Source organism: Shewanella sp. MSW, assembly GCF_007636515.1.
GTDB classification, from domain to species: Bacteria; Pseudomonadota; Gammaproteobacteria; order Enterobacterales; family Shewanellaceae; genus Shewanella; species Shewanella indica.
In genome coordinates this window covers 1-20,385 of sequence record NZ_LVDR01000022.1, presented here as the reverse complement: position 1 = coordinate 20,385, position 20,385 = coordinate 1, and the positions used below count along the sequence as shown (strand labels likewise).

The 20,385-nt window shown below is 54.3% G+C and carries 16 protein-coding genes and 1 rRNA gene; 16 read left to right on the top strand and 1 reads right to left on the bottom strand.

Annotated features, from left to right (window positions below; all coding sequences use genetic code 11):
• Nucleotide 1: 1 nt before the first annotated feature.
• The 13 genes from ftsL (at nucleotide 2) to lpxC (ending at nucleotide 15,477) form a co-directional block, all read left to right on the top strand.
• Nucleotides 2-316: a cell division protein FtsL gene (gene ftsL, locus AYI96_RS18290; RefSeq protein ID WP_039035250.1), complete on the top strand. Its 315-nt coding sequence runs from the start codon at nucleotides 2-4 to the stop codon at nucleotides 314-316.
• Nucleotides 313-2,049: a penicillin-binding transpeptidase domain-containing protein gene (locus AYI96_RS18285; RefSeq protein ID WP_039035207.1), complete on the top strand. Its 1,737-nt coding sequence runs from the start codon at nucleotides 313-315 to the stop codon at nucleotides 2,047-2,049. The genes ftsL and AYI96_RS18285 overlap by 4 nt, the downstream gene beginning before the upstream one ends.
• The gene (gene murE / locus AYI96_RS18280; protein ID WP_144362113.1) at nucleotides 2,046-3,515 is read left to right on the top strand and encodes a UDP-N-acetylmuramoyl-L-alanyl-D-glutamate--2,6-diaminopimelate ligase; all 1,470 of its coding nucleotides are present in this window, start codon (nucleotides 2,046-2,048) and stop codon (nucleotides 3,513-3,515) included. The genes AYI96_RS18285 and murE overlap by 4 nt, the downstream gene beginning before the upstream one ends.
• Nucleotides 3,512-4,888, top strand: a complete 1,377-nt coding sequence (gene murF, locus AYI96_RS18275) for a UDP-N-acetylmuramoyl-tripeptide--D-alanyl-D-alanine ligase (RefSeq protein ID WP_144362112.1) — start codon at nucleotides 3,512-3,514, stop codon at nucleotides 4,886-4,888. The genes murE and murF overlap by 4 nt, the downstream gene beginning before the upstream one ends.
• Complete coding sequence (gene mraY / locus AYI96_RS18270; protein WP_039035204.1) at nucleotides 4,889-5,971, top strand: phospho-N-acetylmuramoyl-pentapeptide-transferase; 1,083 nt, start codon at nucleotides 4,889-4,891, stop codon at nucleotides 5,969-5,971. It begins immediately after the preceding gene.
• Nucleotides 5,972-5,977: 6 nt separating this feature from the next.
• Nucleotides 5,978-7,297: a UDP-N-acetylmuramoyl-L-alanine--D-glutamate ligase gene (gene murD, locus AYI96_RS18265; RefSeq protein WP_144362111.1), complete on the top strand. Its 1,320-nt coding sequence runs from the start codon at nucleotides 5,978-5,980 to the stop codon at nucleotides 7,295-7,297.
• Nucleotides 7,287-8,504, top strand: a complete 1,218-nt coding sequence (gene ftsW / locus AYI96_RS18260) for a cell division protein FtsW (protein WP_144362110.1) — start codon at nucleotides 7,287-7,289, stop codon at nucleotides 8,502-8,504. The genes murD and ftsW overlap by 11 nt, the downstream gene beginning before the upstream one ends.
• On the top strand, nucleotides 8,501-9,604 hold the full coding sequence (gene murG / locus AYI96_RS18255) for an undecaprenyldiphospho-muramoylpentapeptide beta-N-acetylglucosaminyltransferase (protein WP_039035201.1): 1,104 nt from the start codon (nucleotides 8,501-8,503) through the stop codon (nucleotides 9,602-9,604). The genes ftsW and murG overlap by 4 nt, the downstream gene beginning before the upstream one ends.
• Entirely contained in the window at nucleotides 9,601-11,070 is a 1,470-nt protein-coding gene (gene murC / locus AYI96_RS18250; protein WP_039035200.1) for a UDP-N-acetylmuramate--L-alanine ligase, read from the top strand. The genes murG and murC overlap by 4 nt, the downstream gene beginning before the upstream one ends.
• 96 nt (nucleotides 11,071-11,166) lie before the next feature.
• Nucleotides 11,167-11,931, top strand: a complete 765-nt coding sequence (locus tag AYI96_RS18245) for a cell division protein FtsQ/DivIB (protein WP_144362109.1) — start codon at nucleotides 11,167-11,169, stop codon at nucleotides 11,929-11,931.
• Nucleotides 11,932-11,934: 3 nt separating this feature from the next.
• A complete protein-coding gene (gene ftsA, locus AYI96_RS18240) occupies nucleotides 11,935-13,170 on the top strand; it encodes a cell division protein FtsA (RefSeq protein ID WP_039035199.1) in 1,236 nt (411 codons plus the stop codon).
• 35 nt (nucleotides 13,171-13,205) lie between these two features.
• A complete protein-coding gene (gene ftsZ, locus AYI96_RS18235; RefSeq protein WP_039035198.1) occupies nucleotides 13,206-14,378 on the top strand; it encodes a cell division protein FtsZ in 1,173 nt (390 codons plus the stop codon).
• Between the two features lie 178 nt (nucleotides 14,379-14,556).
• Entirely contained in the window at nucleotides 14,557-15,477 is a 921-nt protein-coding gene (gene lpxC, locus AYI96_RS18230; RefSeq protein WP_071476031.1) for a UDP-3-O-acyl-N-acetylglucosamine deacetylase, read from the top strand.
• Between the two features lie 8 nt (nucleotides 15,478-15,485).
• Here the strand turns inward: lpxC and AYI96_RS18225 are convergent, their stop codons facing one another.
• Nucleotides 15,486-15,938, bottom strand: a complete 453-nt coding sequence (locus AYI96_RS18225) for a DUF721 domain-containing protein (RefSeq protein WP_039035196.1) — start codon at nucleotides 15,936-15,938, stop codon at nucleotides 15,486-15,488.
• A gap of 28 nt (nucleotides 15,939-15,966) precedes the next feature.
• Between AYI96_RS18225 and AYI96_RS18220 the strand changes: the two genes are divergently transcribed.
• The 3 genes from AYI96_RS18220 to AYI96_RS18210 all read left to right on the top strand — a co-directional run.
• Nucleotides 15,967-16,866 carry a M23 family metallopeptidase gene (locus AYI96_RS18220; protein WP_039035195.1) on the top strand — a complete coding sequence of 300 codons (900 nt, stop codon included), beginning with the start codon at nucleotides 15,967-15,969 and terminating at the stop codon, nucleotides 16,864-16,866.
• A 58-nt stretch (nucleotides 16,867-16,924) separates the two neighbouring features.
• Complete coding sequence (secA, locus tag AYI96_RS18215) at nucleotides 16,925-19,648, top strand: preprotein translocase subunit SecA (RefSeq protein WP_039035249.1); 2,724 nt, start codon at nucleotides 16,925-16,927, stop codon at nucleotides 19,646-19,648.
• A 530-nt stretch (nucleotides 19,649-20,178) separates the two neighbouring features.
• Nucleotides 20,179-20,385, top strand: a 16S ribosomal RNA gene (locus AYI96_RS18210); the annotation flags it as partial.

Below are 20,385 nucleotides of genomic sequence, written 5' to 3'. Positions count from 1 at the left end.
GGTGAGTAAGTCGCAACTCAATCTGGCGCGCATAGTGCTGCGGGATCTTTGGCAGCACAAATGGATTCTTTTGCTGGGCATGCTGGTGTTGGGGAATGCGGTTGCCGTGGTATATACCAGCCACATCAGTCGTACCCAGACCAGTGAGTTGGACAAGCTGTTACAGGAAAGGGATCGCTTGGATATCGAATGGCGCAACCTGTTGCTGGAAGAGCAGTCGCAGGCTGAGCACAGCCGGATAACCCGGATTGCGACCAAGGAATTGGACATGATAAGGCCCTTACCCAATGAAGAGGTGGTAGTGAGACTTCCATGAGAAAACAGGCTAAAAGGATTCAAAAGCCCCAACTGATCCACTGGCGACTGCAGGTGGTGGTGGCTTTTGTTTGTCTGTTGTTTGTCTCGCTTGTTGGACGTGCTGCCTACATTCAGGTAATAGAGCCGGAAAAACTGCGTCATGAGAGTGATATGCGCACTTTGCGAACCACTTCCAACCAGGTGCAAAGAGGGCTTATTACCGACCGCAACGGCGAGATGTTGGCCGTCAGTGTGCCGGTGCGTGCTGTCTACGCCGACCCCAAGGTGGTTCACGACAAGGATGGCTTCAATGATATGCGCCGCTGGCGGGCGCTGGCCGATGTATTGCACGAGCCGCTGGATGAGTTGCTGGCCAGGGTGCAGTCCAACCCCAGGAAACGTTTTACCTATCTCAAGCGCCAGGTTACCCCGGCGGTCGCGCACTATATCGAGCAGCTGAAGCTACCCGGTATCTACCTTAAGTCCGAGTCACGCCGTTACTATCCGGCTGGCGAGATCAGTGCTCAGCTGGTCGGGATCACCAATATCGATGATGTCGGCATCGAAGGCATTGAAAACACCTACAATAGTTGGCTGACAGGCACTCCCTCCAAACAGAAAGTGCGCAAGTCCCGTGACGGCCGGGTGGTTGAGCGACTGGATATCATCCAGGAGGGCGAGAGTCCCAACGATCTGGTGCTCAGCATAGATCAGCGTATTCAGCAGTTGGCTTACCGTGAGCTCAAGCGTGCCACCGAAATGAACCAGGCAACATCCGGTTCCGTGGTGGTACTGGATGTGCACACGGGCGAAGTGCTGGCGATGGTCAACACCCCCTCCTATAACCCCAACTCGCGGGAAAACCTGCAGAGCCACAGGATGCGTAACCGTGCCCTGACAGACACCTTTGAGCCCGGTTCGACGGTGAAACCCTTTGTGGTGGTGGCAGCGTTGGAGGCCGGGATCGTCAAGAATGATGAGCTGATCCCGACATCACCCGGTTGGATGCGTATTGGTGGCCGGCAGGTGCGGGATGTCCGCAACTATGGCGATATGTCATTGGCGAAGATTTTGATCAAGTCCAGTAACGTGGGGATCAGTAAGTTGGCGCTGGAAATGCCGGTGCAGCAACTGCTGGGCACCTATCAGTCCATGGGGCTCGGCAACTATTCAGGGATCAACCTGACCGGCGAGAGTGCCGGTTTGGTGCAGGACAGACACAGATGGTCTGACTTTGAACGGGCGACTCTATCTTTTGGTTATGGTCTGACAGCCACCCCGCTGCAGTTGGCGCGAATGTACGCCACTCTGGGCAGCGGCGGCATACTTTACCCGGTATCGATTCTTAAACTGAAGCAACCGCCGGAAGGCACCCGGGTGATAGCCCCGGACGTGGCCCGCGATGTGATCAACATGTTGGTGGGCGTGACCGAGAAGGGCGGCACAGGTACCCGGGCTCATATTGAGGGCTATCCGGTTGCCGGTAAGTCGGGCACCAGTCGTAAGGCGATAGCCGGTGGCTATGGCGATGATTATGTCGCCCTGTTTGCCGGTGTTGCGCCGGCAAACAACCCCAGGCTCGCCATGGTGGTGGTGATCAACGAGCCCAAAGGGGATAGATATTACGGCGGCGTGGTGGCGGCACCTGTGTTTGGCAAGGTGATGTCCGGCGCGTTGCAGATGTTGAATGTGGAGCCTGTGAGTGATGATGCTCGCGTACAACTGGCTCAGGTACCTAGGAGAGCAGAATGATGTTATTGCGGGATCTGCTGGCTCCCTGGTTTCATTACTCCGGCGCGGAGGCGGTGGCCGAGCCCTGTCTCGACAGTCGGAAAGTAGTTGAAGGTGGCCTTTTTGTGGCCGTTCCCGGACATCAGGCCGATGGTCGGGAGTATGTTGCCGCCGCCTTCAACAAGGGAGCCGCGGCTGCCTTGTTGCATACGGACGATCCGGATGCCCACGGCAAGGTAGAGCGGGAGCAAGGTTTAACCATTTATTTTTTTCAACTGAGTCGGCAGCTATCGGCGCTGGCGGCCCAGTTCTATGGCATTCACGCGGCCAAGCCACGTTTGGTGGGGATTACCGGCACCAATGGCAAGACTTCCGTCAGCCAGCTAATCGCCCAGTGGGTGTCTTTGCTCGGCGAAAAGGCCGGTGTCATGGGCACTTTGGGGAACGGTTTGCTGGGGGAACTCCAGGAAGCGACCAATACTACCAGTGATGCCTTAGCCGTAATGGCCCAGCTCAAGGCTTTTGAGCAGATGGATGTCAGCGTCTGTGCCATGGAAGTATCCAGCCACGGTTTGGTGCAGGGACGGGTAGAAGCCGCGCCCTTTGAAGTGGCGGTGTTTACCAACCTGAGCCGGGATCATTTGGATTATCACCAGACTATGGAGGCTTATGCCGCCGCCAAATTGAGGCTAATGCGGTTTGCCAGTCTCAAACACGCTGTGATTAACCTGGATGACGCCACAGGACAGGCTTGGTTTGAGGAATTACCCAAGGCCAAGTTGCTCGGCTATAGCATTAAGCAAGATCCCAGAGCGGCAGTTATTGCTGTTAACCCTCAATATCACGCCAAGGGCGTACGCGCCGAGATCCACTGGCCGGAAGGTAAAGGTGTGCTGGAAACCCCGCTGCTGGGCGAATTCAATCTCTCCAATCTGTTGGCGGCGTTGACGGCGCTCTATGCCATGGGTTATCCGCTGCAAAAGCTGCTGTCGCTGTCACCGGCTCTGAAACCCGTGCCCGGACGGATGGAGTGTTTCCCGTCGAGAATAGGTTTTTCGCTGGTGGTGGATTATGCCCACACCCCGGATGCGCTGGAGCAAGCGCTCAAGGCGCTGCGGCTGCATACCGACAACCGCCTCTGGTGTGTCTTTGGTTGCGGCGGCGATCGTGACAAGGGCAAGCGGCCGCTGATGGCCCGCGCCGCCGAGGCTTTTGCCGACCGCTTGATGGTCACCAGCGACAATACTCGCAGCGAAGAGCCAAAAACCATCATTGATGAAGTTATGGCCGGGCTGACTCGCCCCGAGGCGGCACTCTCCTGTGTCGATAGGGTGACCGCCATTAAACAGGTTTGCGCCCAGGCCGAGGCGGGAGATGTGATCTTATTGGCCGGTAAAGGCCATGAAACCTATCAGGAAGTGGTCGGAAGCCGTCACCATTATGATGAGCGGGCCTTGGCACTGGAACTTAGCGGAGGCAAGGCATGATCCCTTTGACCCTGCAACAAATAGCTACGGCGCTGAATGCCAAGTTGATTCCGGCAATTGCCGCAGAGCAGCTGATTGAGAGTGTCAGCACAGATAGCCGCGATATTGGCATCCAAGGTTTGTTTATCGCCCTCAAGGGTGAGCGTTTCGACGCCCATGAGTTTGCGCCAACGGCGGTCAAAAATGGCGCCGCGGCGCTTCTGGTCAGCCGTGAATTGGCACTCGATGTGCCTCAGCTGCTGGTGGCCGACCCTCATCAGGCTCTGGGACAACTGGCGACCATGGTACGCAGTTTGGTTTCACTCAAGTGCGTTGCCTTGACCGGCTCCAACGGCAAAACCAGCGTCAAGGAGATGTTGGCGACTATATTGTCGCAATATGCCAAGGTGCTCTACACCGCCGGTAACTTCAACAACGACATAGGCGTGCCGCTGACTGCCTTGCGGCTGGAGCCTGAACACGAATATGCGGTATTTGAGCTTGGCGCCAATCACAAGGGTGAAATTGATTACACCTCGGCCATAGTGCGCCCGGATGTTGCCCTGGTGAACAATGTCGCCAGCGCCCATCTCGAAGGGTTTGGCTCAGAGGCCGGTGTGGCGGCGGCCAAATCCGAGATTTTCAATCACTTGGCCGCGGACGGCTGTGCCATTATCAATGCCGATGACAGATACGCCGAGGTAATGCGTCAGGCTGCGTTAGGCTACCGTCAGTTAAGCTATGGCATTGACGCAGCAGCCGAACTGACAGCCAAAGATCTACAGGCCGATGCCTCGGGGCGTTATCGCTGCATTCTTTGCTGGCAGCAGCAGGAGTATCCGCTGGTGTTGCCGCTGGCCGGACGACATCAGGTGGCTAACGCCCTGGCAGCAACTTCGGTTTGCCTGGCGCTGGGCCTGGATATGGCAAGCATTATCTCCGGCTTGCAACAGATGCAGCCGGTCAAGGGACGCATGTTGCCCACAGAGCTTGGGCGGGTGCAGCTGATCGATGATAGCTACAACGCCAATCCGGCTTCGGTCAAGGCGGCGATCAACTGGCTTCACGAAATTCACGGAAATCGCATTCTGGTACTGGGCGATTTAGGGGAATTAGGCGACAATGCCCCCCTTTTGCATCGCGAGCTGGGTGAGTATGCCCGGGAGGCCGGGATAGATGCCCTGTTTTGCTGCGGTCAATTAACCCAGAACACCAGCCAGGGGTTTGGTACGGAACATCTGGATACCCAAGGGCGTTTGGTGGAAAATTTAATCGAATATATCAATCAGTTACCAGGGAGTGTCACTGTATTGGTCAAGGGGTCACGCAGTATGCGTATGGAACGTGTGGTCGAGGCCCTTAAATCAGCCTTCGGGCGTGGGGAGTTAGTGTAGATGCTGGTGTATCTGGCGGAGTATCTAACCCAGTTTTATACCGGGTTTAACGTGTTTTCCTATTTGACCTTCAGAGCCATTCTGGGGTTGTTGACCGCCCTCAGCTTCGCACTCTGGTGGGGGCCCAAGTTGATCGAGCGTTTGCAGTTGTTGCAGATAGGCCAGGTGGTGCGTAACGATGGCCCTGAGTCACATTTCAGTAAGCGTGGCACCCCAACCATGGGTGGATTACTGGTGCTGGCGGGGATCTTTATCAGTGTCCTGCTGTGGGGCGATCTCGGTAACCGCTATGTCTGGGTGATGTTATTCGTTCTGGGCAGCTTTGGCCTTATCGGCTTCCTTGATGATTATCGCAAGGTGGTGCGTAAGGATCCCAAGGGGCTGGTAGCCAGGTGGAAGTACATTTTACAATCGCTGGCGGCGATTGCGGTGGCCTTTTATCTCTACGCTACCGCGGCCTTGCCCGGTGAAACTCAATTGGTAGTGCCTTTCTTCAAGGATGTGATGCCGCAGCTGGGGCTGTTTTTTGTGGTGCTGGCCTATTTCACCATAGTGGGTTCGAGCAATGCGGTTAACCTGACCGACGGCCTCGATGGTTTGGCGATTATGCCTACCGTCATGGTCGCGGCGGCGTTTGCGCTTATTGCCTACCTCTCCGGCCACGCGCAATTTGCCGGCTATTTGCATATTCCACATCTGCCGGGAGCCGGTGAACTGGTGATCGTCTGTACCGCAATAGTGGGTGCCGGTCTTGGTTTCCTGTGGTTCAACACCTATCCGGCTCAAGTGTTTATGGGTGATGTAGGCTCGCTGTCACTGGGGGCTGCGCTCGGCACCATGGCCGTACTGGTACGCCAGGAGATTTTGCTGGTGATCATGGGTGGTGTGTTTGTAATGGAGACTTTGTCAGTCATCCTTCAGGTTGGATCCTATAAGCTGCGGGGCCAGCGGATTTTCCGTATGGCACCCATACACCACCATTATGAATTGAAAGGTTGGCCCGAGCCCAGAGTGATAGTGCGTTTCTGGATTATCTCTTTGTTCCTGGTTCTGCTGGGATTAGCCACCCTGAAGTTGAGGTAAGCAGTCATGATGAGTCGCTGTTCGCACATAGTGTTGGGATTGGGGGCCACAGGTTTGTCTGTGGTGCGCTATCTGGTGGCTCAGGGGCATGCCCCTATGGTGATGGACAGCCGCCGTAATCCTCCCGGTGCCGAGGCGCTGAAAAATGAATTTCCGGATCTGGAGTTTTGCTTCGGTGGTTTTGATTGCCGTGGCCTGGTGCAGGCTGAGCAGATCATCATCAGTCCCGGGATCCCCATGGATACCCCAGAAGTAAGAGCAGCTCTGGATATGGGCATAGAAGTGATTGGCGATGTGGAGCTGTTTGCTCGCGCCATCGCTGACAAGGGCCCATGTGTGCTGGCGATTACCGGCTCCAATGGTAAGTCAACTGTAACGACCCTGGTCGGTGAAATGCTCAAAGCCGGCGGCAAGCAGGTTGCCATCGGCGGCAACATAGGGGTACCGGCGCTGGAGCTTTTGGGCGAAAACGTCAGTCACTATGTGCTGGAGTTATCCAGTTTCCAGTTGGAAACGACCCATAGTCTTAAATGTTTGGCGTCCACTTGCCTGAACATTTCTGAAGACCATATGGATAGATACAGCGATCTGGAAGCCTATCGTCAGGCCAAACTGCGGCTCTATGAACTGAGTCGACTGGCGATTTTCAACCGGGATGATCCGCAGACTCAGCCCATGTCACCCATGAACAACAATAGCTTTGGCCTGGGCAACCCCGAGGGGGATGAGTGGGGGATCACCGACGGTAAGATTTTCCACGGCAGCAGTGAAATCATGAATCTGTTGGATGTGGCGCTGCTTGGTAGCCATAACCACGCCAACTTGCTGGCCGCCATGGCGTTGGCCGATGCGGCCGGAGTGGATAAGGAAGCCATGGCCAGAGTGGCCCGCGAGTTTAAAGGCCTGCCGCATAGATGTGAACTGGTGGCGGTCAAAAATGGTGCCACCTGGATCAACGATTCCAAGGCCACCAATGTGGGCGCTACCGTGGCTGCTCTCGAAGGACTCAGCGACTATCTCGGCGATGTGATCCTGATTGCCGGTGGTGATGGTAAAGGGGCTGATTTCCGGCCGCTTGCCAATGCGCTGGGCTCTGTGACTCACCTAATCACCCTGGGGCGAGACGGTGACAAGATAGCGGCCCTGAAAGAGGGCGCCATCAAGGTTGGCTCCATGGCGGAAGCCGTGAGTAAGGCCGCCGAGCTGGCGAGTTCCGGAGACATAGTCATGTTGTCGCCGGCCTGTGCCAGCCTGGATATGTACAGCAACTTTATGGCCAGGGGCGATGATTTCCGCCATCTGGTGGAGGCACTGGATGAGCAGTGATGAGCGACAACTCAACCTGTTTGGAACCAGCCTCAAGTGGCGCTGGTCCGACTGGTTCGGTGAAAAGCAATCGCAGGGCATGCAACTGTATGACCGGCGTTTGCTGCTTGCCGTTTTGTCGTTGATCGCCTTTGGCTTTGTGATGGTGATGTCGGCTTCCATGCCGGAAGCCCAGAGTCTGACAGGTAATCCATTTCACTTTGTGACCCGGCATCTGTTCTATTTGGCGGGTTGCGTGGTGATCGCCGCAGTGGTGTTGCAGGTAGAGATGCAGCGCTGGCAGCAACTGAGTCCGCTGATGCTGTTGCTGGTTGGAGTCATGTTGGTAGCCGTGCTGGCAGTAGGCACCACGGTAAACGGCGCGACACGCTGGCTGTCGCTGGGGCCGGTGAGAATTCAGGTGGCCGAGATAGCCAAGTTTGTTTTTGCGGTCTACATGGCCGGTTATCTGGTTAGGCGGCATCAGGAAGTGCGTGAAAACGCCAAGGGTTTTTACAAGCCGATTGCGGTTTTTGCCGTCTATGCCTTCTTGATCCTGATGCAACCGGATCTGGGGACTGTAGTGGTGCTGTTTGTTGGCACGGTCGGGCTGCTATTTTTGGCCGGCGCCCGTTTGCTGGACTTTTTTGCGCTGACCCTGACCGGGGTCATGGCCTTTGTGGCTTTGGTGTTGCTGGAGCCCTACCGGATGCGGCGGGTGACCTCCTTCCTCGACCCCTGGCAGGATCCGTTCGGTAGTGGTTACCAGTTGACTCAGTCGCTGATGGCTTATGGCCGTGGTGACTGGTTTGGTCAGGGGCTTGGTAACAGTATCCAGAAACTGGAATACCTGCCGGAGGCGCACACTGACTTTATCTTCGCCGTTATAGGGGAAGAACTTGGGTTTATCGGCATAGTTGCCGTGCTGGCGGTGCTACTTTTCGTTGCGCTGCGGGCGATTCGTCTCGGCAGCCAATGCTTGGCCATGGATCGGGCATTTGAAGGTTATCTGGCCTACGCCATAGGGATCTGGATCTGTTTCCAGACCGTGGTGAACGTGGGCGCCAGTATCGGCATTTTGCCGACCAAGGGGCTGACACTGCCCTTTATCAGCTATGGCGGCAGTAGCCTCTGGGTGATGACGGCTGCGGTCATGATGCTGATCCGGATAGATCATGAGCGGCGTCTCAGCCTGATCCAGGCGGTACAGGGGAGGCTGAAGTCATGAAAGGTAATAATGTGAATAACAAACGTATTTTGGTGATGGCCGGTGGTACCGGTGGTCACGTTTTTCCGGCGTTGGCAGTGGCCAGACGCTTGGCACAGCAGGGCTGGCAGGTGCGTTGGCTGGGTACCGCCGACCGGATGGAGGCGCGTTTGGTGCCTCAGCACGGCTTTGACATAGATTTTATTGATATTAAAGGTGTGCGTGGCAACGGCATAGTGCGCAAGCTGGCAGCGCCTTTCAAGGTGCTGCGCTCAATTATCCAGGCGCGCAGGGTTATCCGCGAATTTCGGCCAGATGTGGTGTTGGGCATGGGCGGCTTTGCCAGCGGCCCGGGCGGCGTTGCCGCTAAGCTAAGTGGTATTCCGTTGGTGTTGCATGAGCAAAATGCCATTCCCGGGATGACCAATAAGCTGCTTTCCCGTATCGCTACCAAGGTGCTGTGCGCCTTTGCCAACACCTTTGAGCCGGGTAAGGCCGAAGTGGTGGGCAACCCTATTCGCCAGGAACTTATTAGTCTGGGTGGGCAGCATAGAGCCCAACATCAGGATGCGCTGAAAATTTTGGTTGTCGGTGGCAGCTTGGGGGCCAAGGTCTTCAACGACCTTATGCCGGCCGTGGTTGCCGAGGTCAGCAAGTCACAGTCGGTGACGGTTTGGCATCAGGTGGGCAAGGGCAATCAGGCGCCGGTGGAAGCTGAATATCAGCAGCTGGGACAGGATGGCAGAGTCAAAGTGGCTGAGTTTATCGATGATATGGAAGCCGCCTATCGCTGGGCTGACGTGGTCATCTGTCGTGCCGGAGCTTTAACCGTTTCCGAGCTGGCGGCCGTTGGTCTACCCAGCCTGTTGGTGCCTTATCCCCATGCGGTGGATGATCACCAGACCCGCAACGCCCAGGTGTTGGTGGATGCGGGCGCGGCCTTCCTGTTGCCGCAACCGATTGTCGATGTGCCCAGGCTGGCGAACAAGCTGGCCCTGCTTGGCAGTGATAGAAATGAATTGGCCCTGATGGGGCAAAGAGCCAGAGCGGCCGCCGTGCTGGATGCGACCGATAAAGTCGCCCAGGTCTGTATCGAACTGGCAGAGAAAGGAAATAGATGAACAACAGAGCAGAGAAATACGCCCAGCTTCGCGCCATGATCCCGGAAATGCGCCGGGTGCGTCGCATTCACTTTGTTGGCATAGGTGGTGCCGGCATGGGGGGCATTGCCGAGGTTCTGGTCAACGAAGGTTATCAGGTCAGCGGTTCGGATATTGCCGAAAATGCCGTGACCGAACGTTTGGCGGCTCTGGGTGCTCGCATCATTATCGGCCATAGTGCCGAGGCTGTGGTTAACGTTGATGTGGTGGTGGTTTCCACCGCGATTAAAGCGGATAACCCGGAAGTCGCGGCCGCCAGAGCCAATCGCACTCCGATAGTGCGCCGTGCCGAGATGCTGGCCGAGCTAATGCGTTACCGTCATGGGGTGGCGATCGCCGGCACCCATGGCAAGACCACTACAACCAGCCTTATCGCCAGTGTTTATGGCCAGGCCGAGCGGGATCCGACCTTTGTAATAGGTGGCCTGCTTAACAGTGCCGGCACCAATGCTCGCTTGGGGCATAGCCGTTACCTTATCGCCGAGGCCGATGAGAGTGATGCCAGCTTCCTGCATCTGCAGCCTATGGTGAGTGTGGTAACCAATATTGAAGCCGACCATATGGATACTTATGGCGGCGATTTTGAGAAGTTGAAAACTACCTTTGTCGACTTCCTGCATAACCTGCCGTTCTACGGTGTGGCCGTGCTTTGTATTGATGATCCTGTGGTGAAAGAGATCATGCCGCGTATTGGTCGCCACATGGTGACTTATGGCTTCAGCGATGAGGCCGATGTGCAGGCACTCAACTTTAGCCAGGAAGGGCATCAATGCCGTTTCACCGTGCGTCGCAAGGGACGGGATGACTTGGAACTGCTGCTGAATCTGCCGGGACGGCACAATGTACTGAATGCTTTGGCGGCGATTGCCGTGGCCAGTGAAGATGATATAGATGATGCCGCCATAGTGCAGGCGCTGGCGGAGTTCCAGGGAATTGGCCGCCGCTTCCAGCACTTGGGGGCCTACGATACTCCCAAGGGCGAGGTGATGCTGGTTGATGATTACGGCCATCATCCCAGTGAAGTCGCTGCCACTATCAAGGCGGCTCGTGCCGGTTGGCCCAATAAGCGCCTGGTGATGGCTTATCAGCCACACAGATACAGTCGCACCCGGGATCTGTACGAGGACTTTGTCGAGGTCTTGTCTCAGGTCGATGGTCTGCTGCTGCTGGAGGTTTATCCCGCCGGTGAAGCACCTATCGCGGGAGCCGACAGCCGCGCGCTGTGCCGCAGCATCAGATTGCGTGGTCAGGTCGACCCTATCTATGTCGCTACGCCGGAGCAGTTGCAGGAGATACTACCGGATGTGCTTAAGGACGGCGATTTGCTGATGACTCAAGGCGCCGGCAACATAGGGGCCCTGGCGCGCCAATTGGCGAGCAGCAAACTGGGGTTTAGTGATGATAAGAAAGATACGATTTCTGAATAGATTTTCGCCGCTTAATGGCTTGAAAACAGTATCTTTTGACCAAGAAAACCAGCTCTATATAATGGCCGGTTTTCCGCCAAGCTAACGGGCAGGACCATGGCGCTGAAGGACAGGTTGCACAAGGGCCGTGAAAGGCTTGCCGGAGTCAATTGGTATCTCTGCAGCGGGATTGGCTTTCTGCTGTTGGTACTGGCGGCATTCGGCATGGCGGCTTGGAAACTGGGACTGGTGCTGAATGATGCCGAGGCCTTGCCCATAGAGGCAGTGGCGATAAAAGGCGAGCGCCAGTACACCACGGATGCGGAAATCCGTGGCGCCTTGCAGGACTTGATGCAGCGTAGCTTTTTCAGCGCTGATGTGGCCGAGGTGCAGCAGGCGCTGGAGGCTCTGCCTTGGGTATACCGGGCCTCGGTTCGACGTGAATGGCCGGCCAAGCTGAAGGTTTATCTGCAGGAGCAGGTCGCCGTGGCGCACTGGAATCAGGATGAATGGCTCAATGAACACGGCGAGGTGTTCCTGGCGCCACCGCAACCCGGGCTGGAAAATCTGCCTTGGTTGGCGGGACCTGAACCTATGGCACAGGAGGTATTGACCTCCTTTCGGCAGATGGATGAACTGCTGCGGATAAACAGCTTTAAGTTGGATAGATTGAGTCTCAGCCCGAGACATGCCTGGGAGGCGACTTTGGGCAACGGCATCATGCTGGAGTTGGGACGAGAAGACAAGATGGCGCGGATACAGCGTTTTATCAATGTGTATCCGGAGTTGGTTAAACAGGAAAAGAGTGTCGCCAGAGTGGATCTACGCTATGACACGGGTCTGGCTGTAGGCTGGGAAGACGCACAAGAAGAGAGCCGTTAATTAATGACCAAGAACCAAGATAGAAATCTGATCGTCGGATTGGACATAGGGACATCCAAGGTCGCTGTGATCATAGGTGAAGTCTTGCCCGATGGCGAAATCAGTGTCGTCGGTCTGGGTAATCATCCATCACGCGGCATGGATAAAGGCGGGGTTAACGACCTCGATTCTATCGTGCGCAGTGTGCAGCGGGCCTTGGATCAGGCCGAGCTGATGGCAGACTGTCAGGTGTCTTCGGTGTATTTGAGCATTTCCGGCAAGCATATCGCCTGTCAGAACGAAAATGGCATGGTCTCCATCAATGATGAAGAGGTGACTCAGGAAGACGTGGACAACGTCATTCACACGGCCCGTTCGGTGAAGATCCCCACCGAACGCCGCATTTTGCACGTATTGCCGCAGGAATATGCCATAGATGTTCAGGAAGGTATCCGCAGCCCTATCGGCATGTCCGGCATGCGGATGGAAGCCAAGGTGCATATAGTCACCTGCGCCAATGATATGGCCAAGAACATCACCAAGAGTGTTGAGCGCTGTGGCCTCAAGGTGGACGACTTGGTGTTTTCCGGTATCGCTTCGGCCGATGCGGTACTGACCAATGATGAAAAAGATCTGGGTGTTTGTCTGGTGGATGTCGGTGGCGGTACCACAGATATCGCCGTGTATACCAATGGCGCTCTGCGTCACTGCGCCGTGGTGCCGGTGGCCGGCAACCAGGTAACCAGCGATATCGCCAAAATTTTTCGTACGCCACTGTCGCATGCCGAGCAGATTAAAGTGCAGCATGCCAGTGCCCGCAGCTCCATGGTGAGCCGTGAGGACAGTATAGAAGTGCCGTCCGTGGGTGGCCGACCATCAAGAACCATGTCGCGTCATACTTTGGCCGAGGTGGTTGAACCCAGATATCAGGAACTGTTCGAGTTGGTATTCAAGGAACTCAAGGACAGTGGCCTGGAAGATCAAATTGCCGCCGGCATAGTGTTGACCGGTGGTACCGCCTCTATTGAAGGGGCTGTGGATGTTGCCGAAGCCACTTTCGGCATGCCGGTCAGGGTGGCATCACCGCTGCCGGTGAAAGGTTTGTATGAATATGTGGATCAGCCCATCTACTCCACAGGTGTTGGGCTGTTACATTACGGCGCGCGCAGGGTTATCGAACGTCAGTTTGAACGACCCGAGCGTCAAGGGGTGACCAGTCTCTGGAATCGGGTTCAGAGCTGGTTTAAAGGTGAGTTTTAACTTACGTAAACGCAGGTAATACGGAGAATTCAACCATGTTTGAGATCATGGATACTCATTCTGACGAGGCGGTGATAAAGGTCATCGGCGTCGGTGGCGGCGGTGGTAATGCCGTCGAACATATGGTGAAACACAACATCGAAGGTGTTGAGTTTGTTGCCACCAATACAGATGCCCAGGCATTGCGTAAGTCTGCCGCGGGCACCACTATTCAACTGGGACGTGATGTCACCAAGGGCCTGGGGGCTGGTGCCAACCCGGAAGTCGGTCGTGCTGCAGCCGAAGAAGATCGTGAAAATATCCGTGAGGCTATCAAGGGCTCGGATATGATTTTTATCGCTGCCGGTATGGGTGGCGGTACGGGGACAGGTGCCGCACCTGTGGTGGCGCAGATTGCCCGCGAAGAAGGGATCTTGACTGTGGCCGTGGTCACCAAACCTTTCCCATTCGAAGGTAAGAAGCGTATGGCGTTCGCCGATCAGGGGATCACTGAGCTGGCCAAACATGTTGACTCGCTGATCACTATCCCCAACGAGAAACTGCTTAAAGTATTGGGCCGTGGCACGTCATTGCTGGATGCCTTTGCTGCCGCCAACAACGTGCTCTTGGGTGCTGTGCAAGGTATCGCCGAACTGATCACCCGTCCCGGTCTGATTAACGTCGACTTCGCCGACGTGAAAACCGTTATGTCCGAAATGGGTAACGCCATGATGGGCACAGGTGTCGCTCGTGGTGAAGACCGCGCCGAAGAAGCGGCCGAAGCGGCTGTTGCCAGTCCGCTACTGGAAGATATCGACTTGGCAGGTGCCCGTGGCGTGCTGGTTAACATCACTGCCGGCATGGATATGAGTATCGAAGAATTTGAGACTGTGGGTAACCACGTCAAGGCTTATGCTTCAGACAATGCGACTGTGGTCGTCGGTGCTGTTATCGATCCGGAAATGAGCGATGAACTGCGGGTTACTGTGGTTGCTACTGGCATAGGATCGGAAAGAAAACCTGACATCCAGTTGGTATCCAAACCTGCTCCGCGTCAGGAACCTGTGCCAGAGCCCAAGGTCGAAGCCTACATGCCTCAGGAAGAAGCTGCTATGCCTGTTTCTCATAAGAGCAATGCAGTTCCGGCGTCCCAACCTGCGGCTAATCCGCATAAGAACGAGCTTGATTATTTGGATATTCCGGCGTTTTTGCGTAAGCAAGCCGACTGATACTGGCGGGTATCGCGGGTGTAAATTGGGTGAGCCCCTTTGTTTCCAGGAAGCGAAGGCAGGTAAATTTTTGTGAAATTGCCGATTTATGCTAGGATATCCGACCAGCTGCGCCCGAGGAGTGTCGATTTTATCGTCCTAGGCAGAGCTTTTTGTTGAGATGAATACGGGTAACTAAATGATTTTTCAAAGAACTGTTGAAAAAATAGTAAAGACCACAGGTGTCGGTTTGCATTCCGGCAATAAGGTGACTTTGACTATCAAGCCCGCACCAGTCAATACAGGGATCGTACTCGTGCGTACCGATATGCAGCCGGCAGTGGAGATTGCTGCCAAGGCGGAGCAGGTGCGTGAAACGACTATGTGTACGGCTCTGGTTAATGATGAAGGTGTTCGCATCTCAACGATAGAGCATCTGTTTGCTGCGCTCGCGGGCCTGGGTATCGACAATGCCGTTATTGAAGTGGATGCTCCCGAGATCCCTATCATGGACGGCAGTGCCAGCCCCTTTGTATTCCTGCTGCAAAGCGCGGGGATCAAAGATCAGTCAGCGGCCAAGAAATATCTGAAGATCAAGCACACAGTGCGTGTTGAAGACGGTGATAAGTGGGCTGAACTGCGACCTTTCAAAGGTTTCAGAGTCGATTTTGCTATTGACTTCAATCACCCTGAAATTGCCCGTAGTCAACAGCATATGGTGATGGATTTTTCCTCTTCCGCCTTTGTGAAAGATATCAGCCGCGCCAGAACCTTTGGTTTTATGCGTGATATCGAGTATCTGCGTGCCAACAATCTGGCATTGGGTGGCAGTATGGAAAACGCGGTTGTGCTTGATGAATATCGTGTCCTCAACCCCGATGGCCTGCGTTATGAGGATGAATTTGTTAAGCACAAGATTCTTGATGCGTTTGGTGACCTGTATGTGGCGGGTCACGCCATAGTCGGAGAGTTCTGTGCCTACAAGACGGGGCATGCCCTGAACAACCAGCTGGTGCGGGCATTGCTTGCACAGCAGGATGCCTGGGAGTTGGTCAGCTTCGAAAAAGAAGCGGATGTGCCTGTCAGCTTTATGATGCCATCCAATGTGGTGATGGCTTAATCGTAAAACTAGGACTGCCTTTTACGGCTGGCTAATGCAGCCAGCCGTTTTAGTTTCTGGCCCAGCTCACCGTCAGTGTGTTCGGCCAGTGCATTGATATGTGAAGCCGCGGTTTCACTCAGTTGTCTGTGAACCACTTGGGGTTTTGCCCCTGATGTTGCCAGTGCCGGGTTGACTTTAACCTCAATAGCGGTAAGCATTGGGAGCGTTTCTGCCTGAAGTTGGGCAAGAAGTTTGGTTTTTTGGAAGTTAATCCTGGCGGCCCATGCGGCGGAAGGGGTTTCAATAACCAGCACACTTTGGCGCAGATTGGCGACTTGCAGCTGTTCGCTGACAGGGCCTGACAGCAGCTGTTTGACATGCTGGTTCAGATACAACAAAAGCTCCGCTTTCTCGGCCAGATCGGGCAGACGTCCCGACTGATGCAGTAATTGGCTGAGGTGCTGAGGGAGCTTCTTCATTATGATAATAAGATGGCTGAATTAGGCTATGAGTGTAACAGTTTTTATTCAAGGTCGGAATGGCGTGACGCGCTGGCAACCTGGCAAACGCTGGTTGTTATTGCCTATATTGCTCCTCGCTGCGGGCACAGGGCTCTATCATTACAACGCCGAGCGATTTGAGTCGCAACAGGCCAACGTCGACAACGAGCGCCAAGCTCGTGAGCAGCAACAGAAACAAGTCAAAGAACTCAAGCAGGCAACCGAAACTCAGTTGGCAACCTTGGTGGCACATGTCGCCAGAATGCAGGCCAAACTGACCCGGCTTGAGGCTCTAGGGCAAACTCTTGCCCAGAATTACCAACTTGAAGAACAGTTCGATTTCGGCGCCGAGGTAGGTATTGGCGGCCTGAGCGAGCTGGGCACCAGCATAGAGCTGGAGCAGCTGATCTCCGATATGGATCGGCTGGCATCAGGAATTGATAGTAATAATGCTCAGTTGTCCCTGCTTGAAACAGTGGCTTCCAATCTCCATATAGATGAAGAGCGTTATATATCAGGGCGGCCAATCAACAAAGGTTGGTTATCCTCGCCCTACGGTTTACGTAATGATCCTTTCAATGGCCGCAGATCTGTGCATAAAGGCATAGACTTTGCGGGTACAGAAGGAGCCGATGTGATCGCCACCGGTGGTGGTGTGGTGACATGGGCCGGGAATATGTTTGGCTATGGTGAGTTGGTGGAGATAGATCACGGTAACGGATTGCGCACCCGCTATGGTCATAATAAAGCTTTGTCAGTAACTGTAGGTGACGTGGTCGCCAAGGGCGAGAAAATTGCCACCATGGGAAGCACTGGGCGTTCGACAGGACCTCATGTGCATTACGAAGTGTTGCGGGGTGGACAGCAGATAGATCCCAAGAAGTACGTCTACCGCAAAGCAGGTTAATTGGAACTGGCCGCCAGACTCGTAAGAGGCTTGGCCTACAACAGAATAAGTGATTCAGATGTTAGGTAAATTACTGACAAAAGTATTTGGTAGTCGTAACGACCGCACCCTTAAAGCCCTGGGCAAGATAGTCAACAAGATCAACGCGCTCGAAGGTGAATATGAGCAACTCAGCGATGAGCAGCTCAAGGCCAAAACCCAGGAGTTCCGTGACCGGCTTGAAAAAGGGGAAACCCTTAACGACATCATGGCTGAAGCCTTTGCCACTGTGCGTGAAGCTTCCAAGCGGGTGTTCGAGATGCGCCACTTCGACGTGCAGTTGATAGGTGGTATGGTGCTGGACAGCAACCGCATTGCCGAGATGCGCACCGGTGAAGGTAAGACTCTCACCGCCACGCTGCCGGCCTATCTCAATGCGCTGACCGGCAAGGGGGTTCACGTTATTACAGTGAACGACTATCTGGCTCGCCGTGACGCCGACACCAACCGCCCACTGTTTGAATTCCTGGGAATGACAGTCGGAGTTAACGTCGCCGGTCTTGGTCAGCTGGAAAAGAAAGCCGCCTACAACTCAGATATCACTTACGGTACCAATAACGAATTTGGTTTCGACTATCTGCGCGACAACATGGCATTTTCACCGCAGGAGCGGGTACAGCGGCCATTGCATTATGCTCTGATAGACGAAGTCGACTCCATTCTTATTGATGAAGCCCGTACGCCGCTGATCATCTCCGGTGCTGCCGAAGATAGCTCTGAGCTCTACATCAAGGTCAACACACTTATCCCCAACCTGATCCGCCAGGATAAAGAAGACTCGGACGATTATGTCGGTGAGGGTGACTTCAGTGTTGATGAAAAGGCCAAACAAGTTCATATGACTGAACGCGGTCAGGAAAAAATTGAACTTCTGCTGACCCAGGCTGGACTGTTGGCCGAAGGGGATTCACTCTACTCGGCCGCCAATATTTCACTGCTGCATCATGTTAACGCTGCGCTGCGTGCTCACACCCTGTTTGAACGTGATGTCGACTATGTTGTGCAGGACGGCGAAGTGATCATCGTCGATGAGCACACCGGCCGTACCATGCAAGGGCGTCGTTGGTCTGAAGGCTTGCACCAGGCGGTGGAAGCCAAAGAAGGCGTGAAGATCCAGAATGAAAACCAGACCCTGGCTTCTATCACCTTCCAAAACTACTTCCGTCAGTATGAAAAACTGGCCGGTATGACAGGTACTGCTGATACCGAAGCTTTTGAATTCCAGCATATCTATGGTCTGGATACCGTAGTGATCCCCACCAACCGGCCGATGATCCGTAACGATATGGCTGACTTGGTGTATCTCACCGCCAAAGAAAAATACAACGCCATTATCCAGGACATCAAAGGTTGTCGTGAACGCGGCCAGCCGGTATTGGTCGGTACGGTTTCCATCGAACAGTCTGAACTGCTGTCCAACCTGTTGGATCGGGAAAAGATCCCTCACAAGGTACTGAACGCCAAGTTCCACGAAAAAGAAGCAGAAATTGTTGCTCAGGCTGGACGTAGTGGTGCAGTAACCGTGGCCACCAACATGGCCGGTCGTGGTACGGATATCGTCTTGGGCGGTAGCTGGAAAGCGGAAATTGAGGAACTGGAAAACCCAACCGAGGAGCAGATTGCCAAGATCCGTGCTGACTGGCAAGAGCGTCACGATGCAGTGGTCGCTGCCGGTGGTTTGCACATTTTGGGCACCGAGCGTCACGAGTCTCGCCGTATCGACAACCAGCTGCGTGGTCGTTCCGGACGTCAGGGCGATGCGGGTTCATCACGTTTCTATCTGTCGATGGAAGACAGCCTGATGCGGATCTTCGCTTCAGATCGTGTTGCCAACATGATGAAGAAGTTGGGCATGGAAGAAGGCGAAGCCATCGAACATCCTTGGGTATCTCGTGCGATTGAGAATGCCCAGCGCAAAGTGGAAGCCCGTAACTTCGATATTCGTAAGCAGCTGCTGGAGTTTGATGATGTCGCCAACGACCAGCGTCAGGTGGTTTACGCTCAGCGTAACGAACTGATGGATGCCGAAAGCATTGAAGATACCATCAAGAATATTCAGGAAGACGTGATCACAGGCGTTATCGATCAATACATTCCACCACAGTCAGTTGAAGAGCTCTGGGACGTTGCCGGCCTCGAGCAGCGACTCAAGCAGGAATTTGTACTGGACTTGCCGCTGCAGGAGTGGCTGGACAAAGAAGAAGACCTGCATGAAGAGACGCTGCGTGAGCGGATTATCGAATCCTGGCTCAAGGCCTATGAGGCCAAAGAGCAGATGGTGGGCCCTGAGGTGCTGCGTCAGTTTGAAAAGGCTGTGATGCTGCAAACCCTGGATGGTTTGTGGAAAGAGCACCTGGCTGCCATGGACCACCTGCGTCAGGGGATTCACCTGCGTGGTTATGCGCAGAAGAACCCCAAACAGGAATATAAGCGTGAATCCTTTGAGCTGTTCCAGCAGATGTTGGAGTCACTCAAGCACGATGTGATCAGTATTTTGTCCAAGGTTCAGGTACAGGCCCAATCGGATGTCGATGAAATGGAAGCCCGTCGCCGTGAAGAAGAAGCGCGGATCCAACATCAATATCAGCACGCCACGTCTGAAGCTTTGAACGAAGCCGAACAAGATGCTGAAGTCGCGGCTCATACTCCAGTTGTGCGTGATGGTGAGAAAGTTGGACGTAACGATCCTTGTCCTTGCGGCTCAGGTAAAAAATACAAACAGTGTCATGGCAAACTGAGCTAACACACTGTAAGTCATTAAAGGCAATCTTCGGATTGCCTTTTTTGTTGCTTTTAAAACGTCGTTTTTTACTTCATAAATCCATAATTGTGGATAACTCTGGGGGTAAAAAGTGTTTAACGTGTGGCTAACCCTGGAGCCTCAAAAAAGATCGCAAAATGCTGAAAAAAGCCCTTGCGCAAAAGTTTTGGCCCCCTATAATGCGCACCCACTGACACGGCGAACGAGAACAAATATCTGTTCAAATTCAAAGTTGGTAACGCGGCAACAAGCCTTGGTTTCAACGGTGTGAAGATAAAATCATCACTCGCTCGAAACCAGATAAAAAAGGGCTTGACGCTGAAAAAGGGTTCTGTAGAATACGCAGCCCTGACCCGATGAGAATCATCGCGGTACTGCTCTTTAACAATCTATCAAGCAATCTGTGTGGACACTCACAGGCATTGAGAAATCGACAAAACGATTTAACTCGATGAAGAGTGTTCATACGAACAGAATTCATTGAGTCGATTCTTCGGAATCAACCAAAACTTTAATTGAAGAGTTTGATCATGGCTCAGATTGAACGCTGGCGGCAGGCCTAACACATGCAAGTCGAGCGGTAACATTTCAAAAGCTTGCTTTTGAAGATGACGAGCGGCGGACGGGTGAGTAATGCCTGGGAATTTGCCCATTTGTGGGGGATAACAGTTGGAAACGACTGCTAATACCGCATACGCCCTACGGGGGAAAGCAGGGGA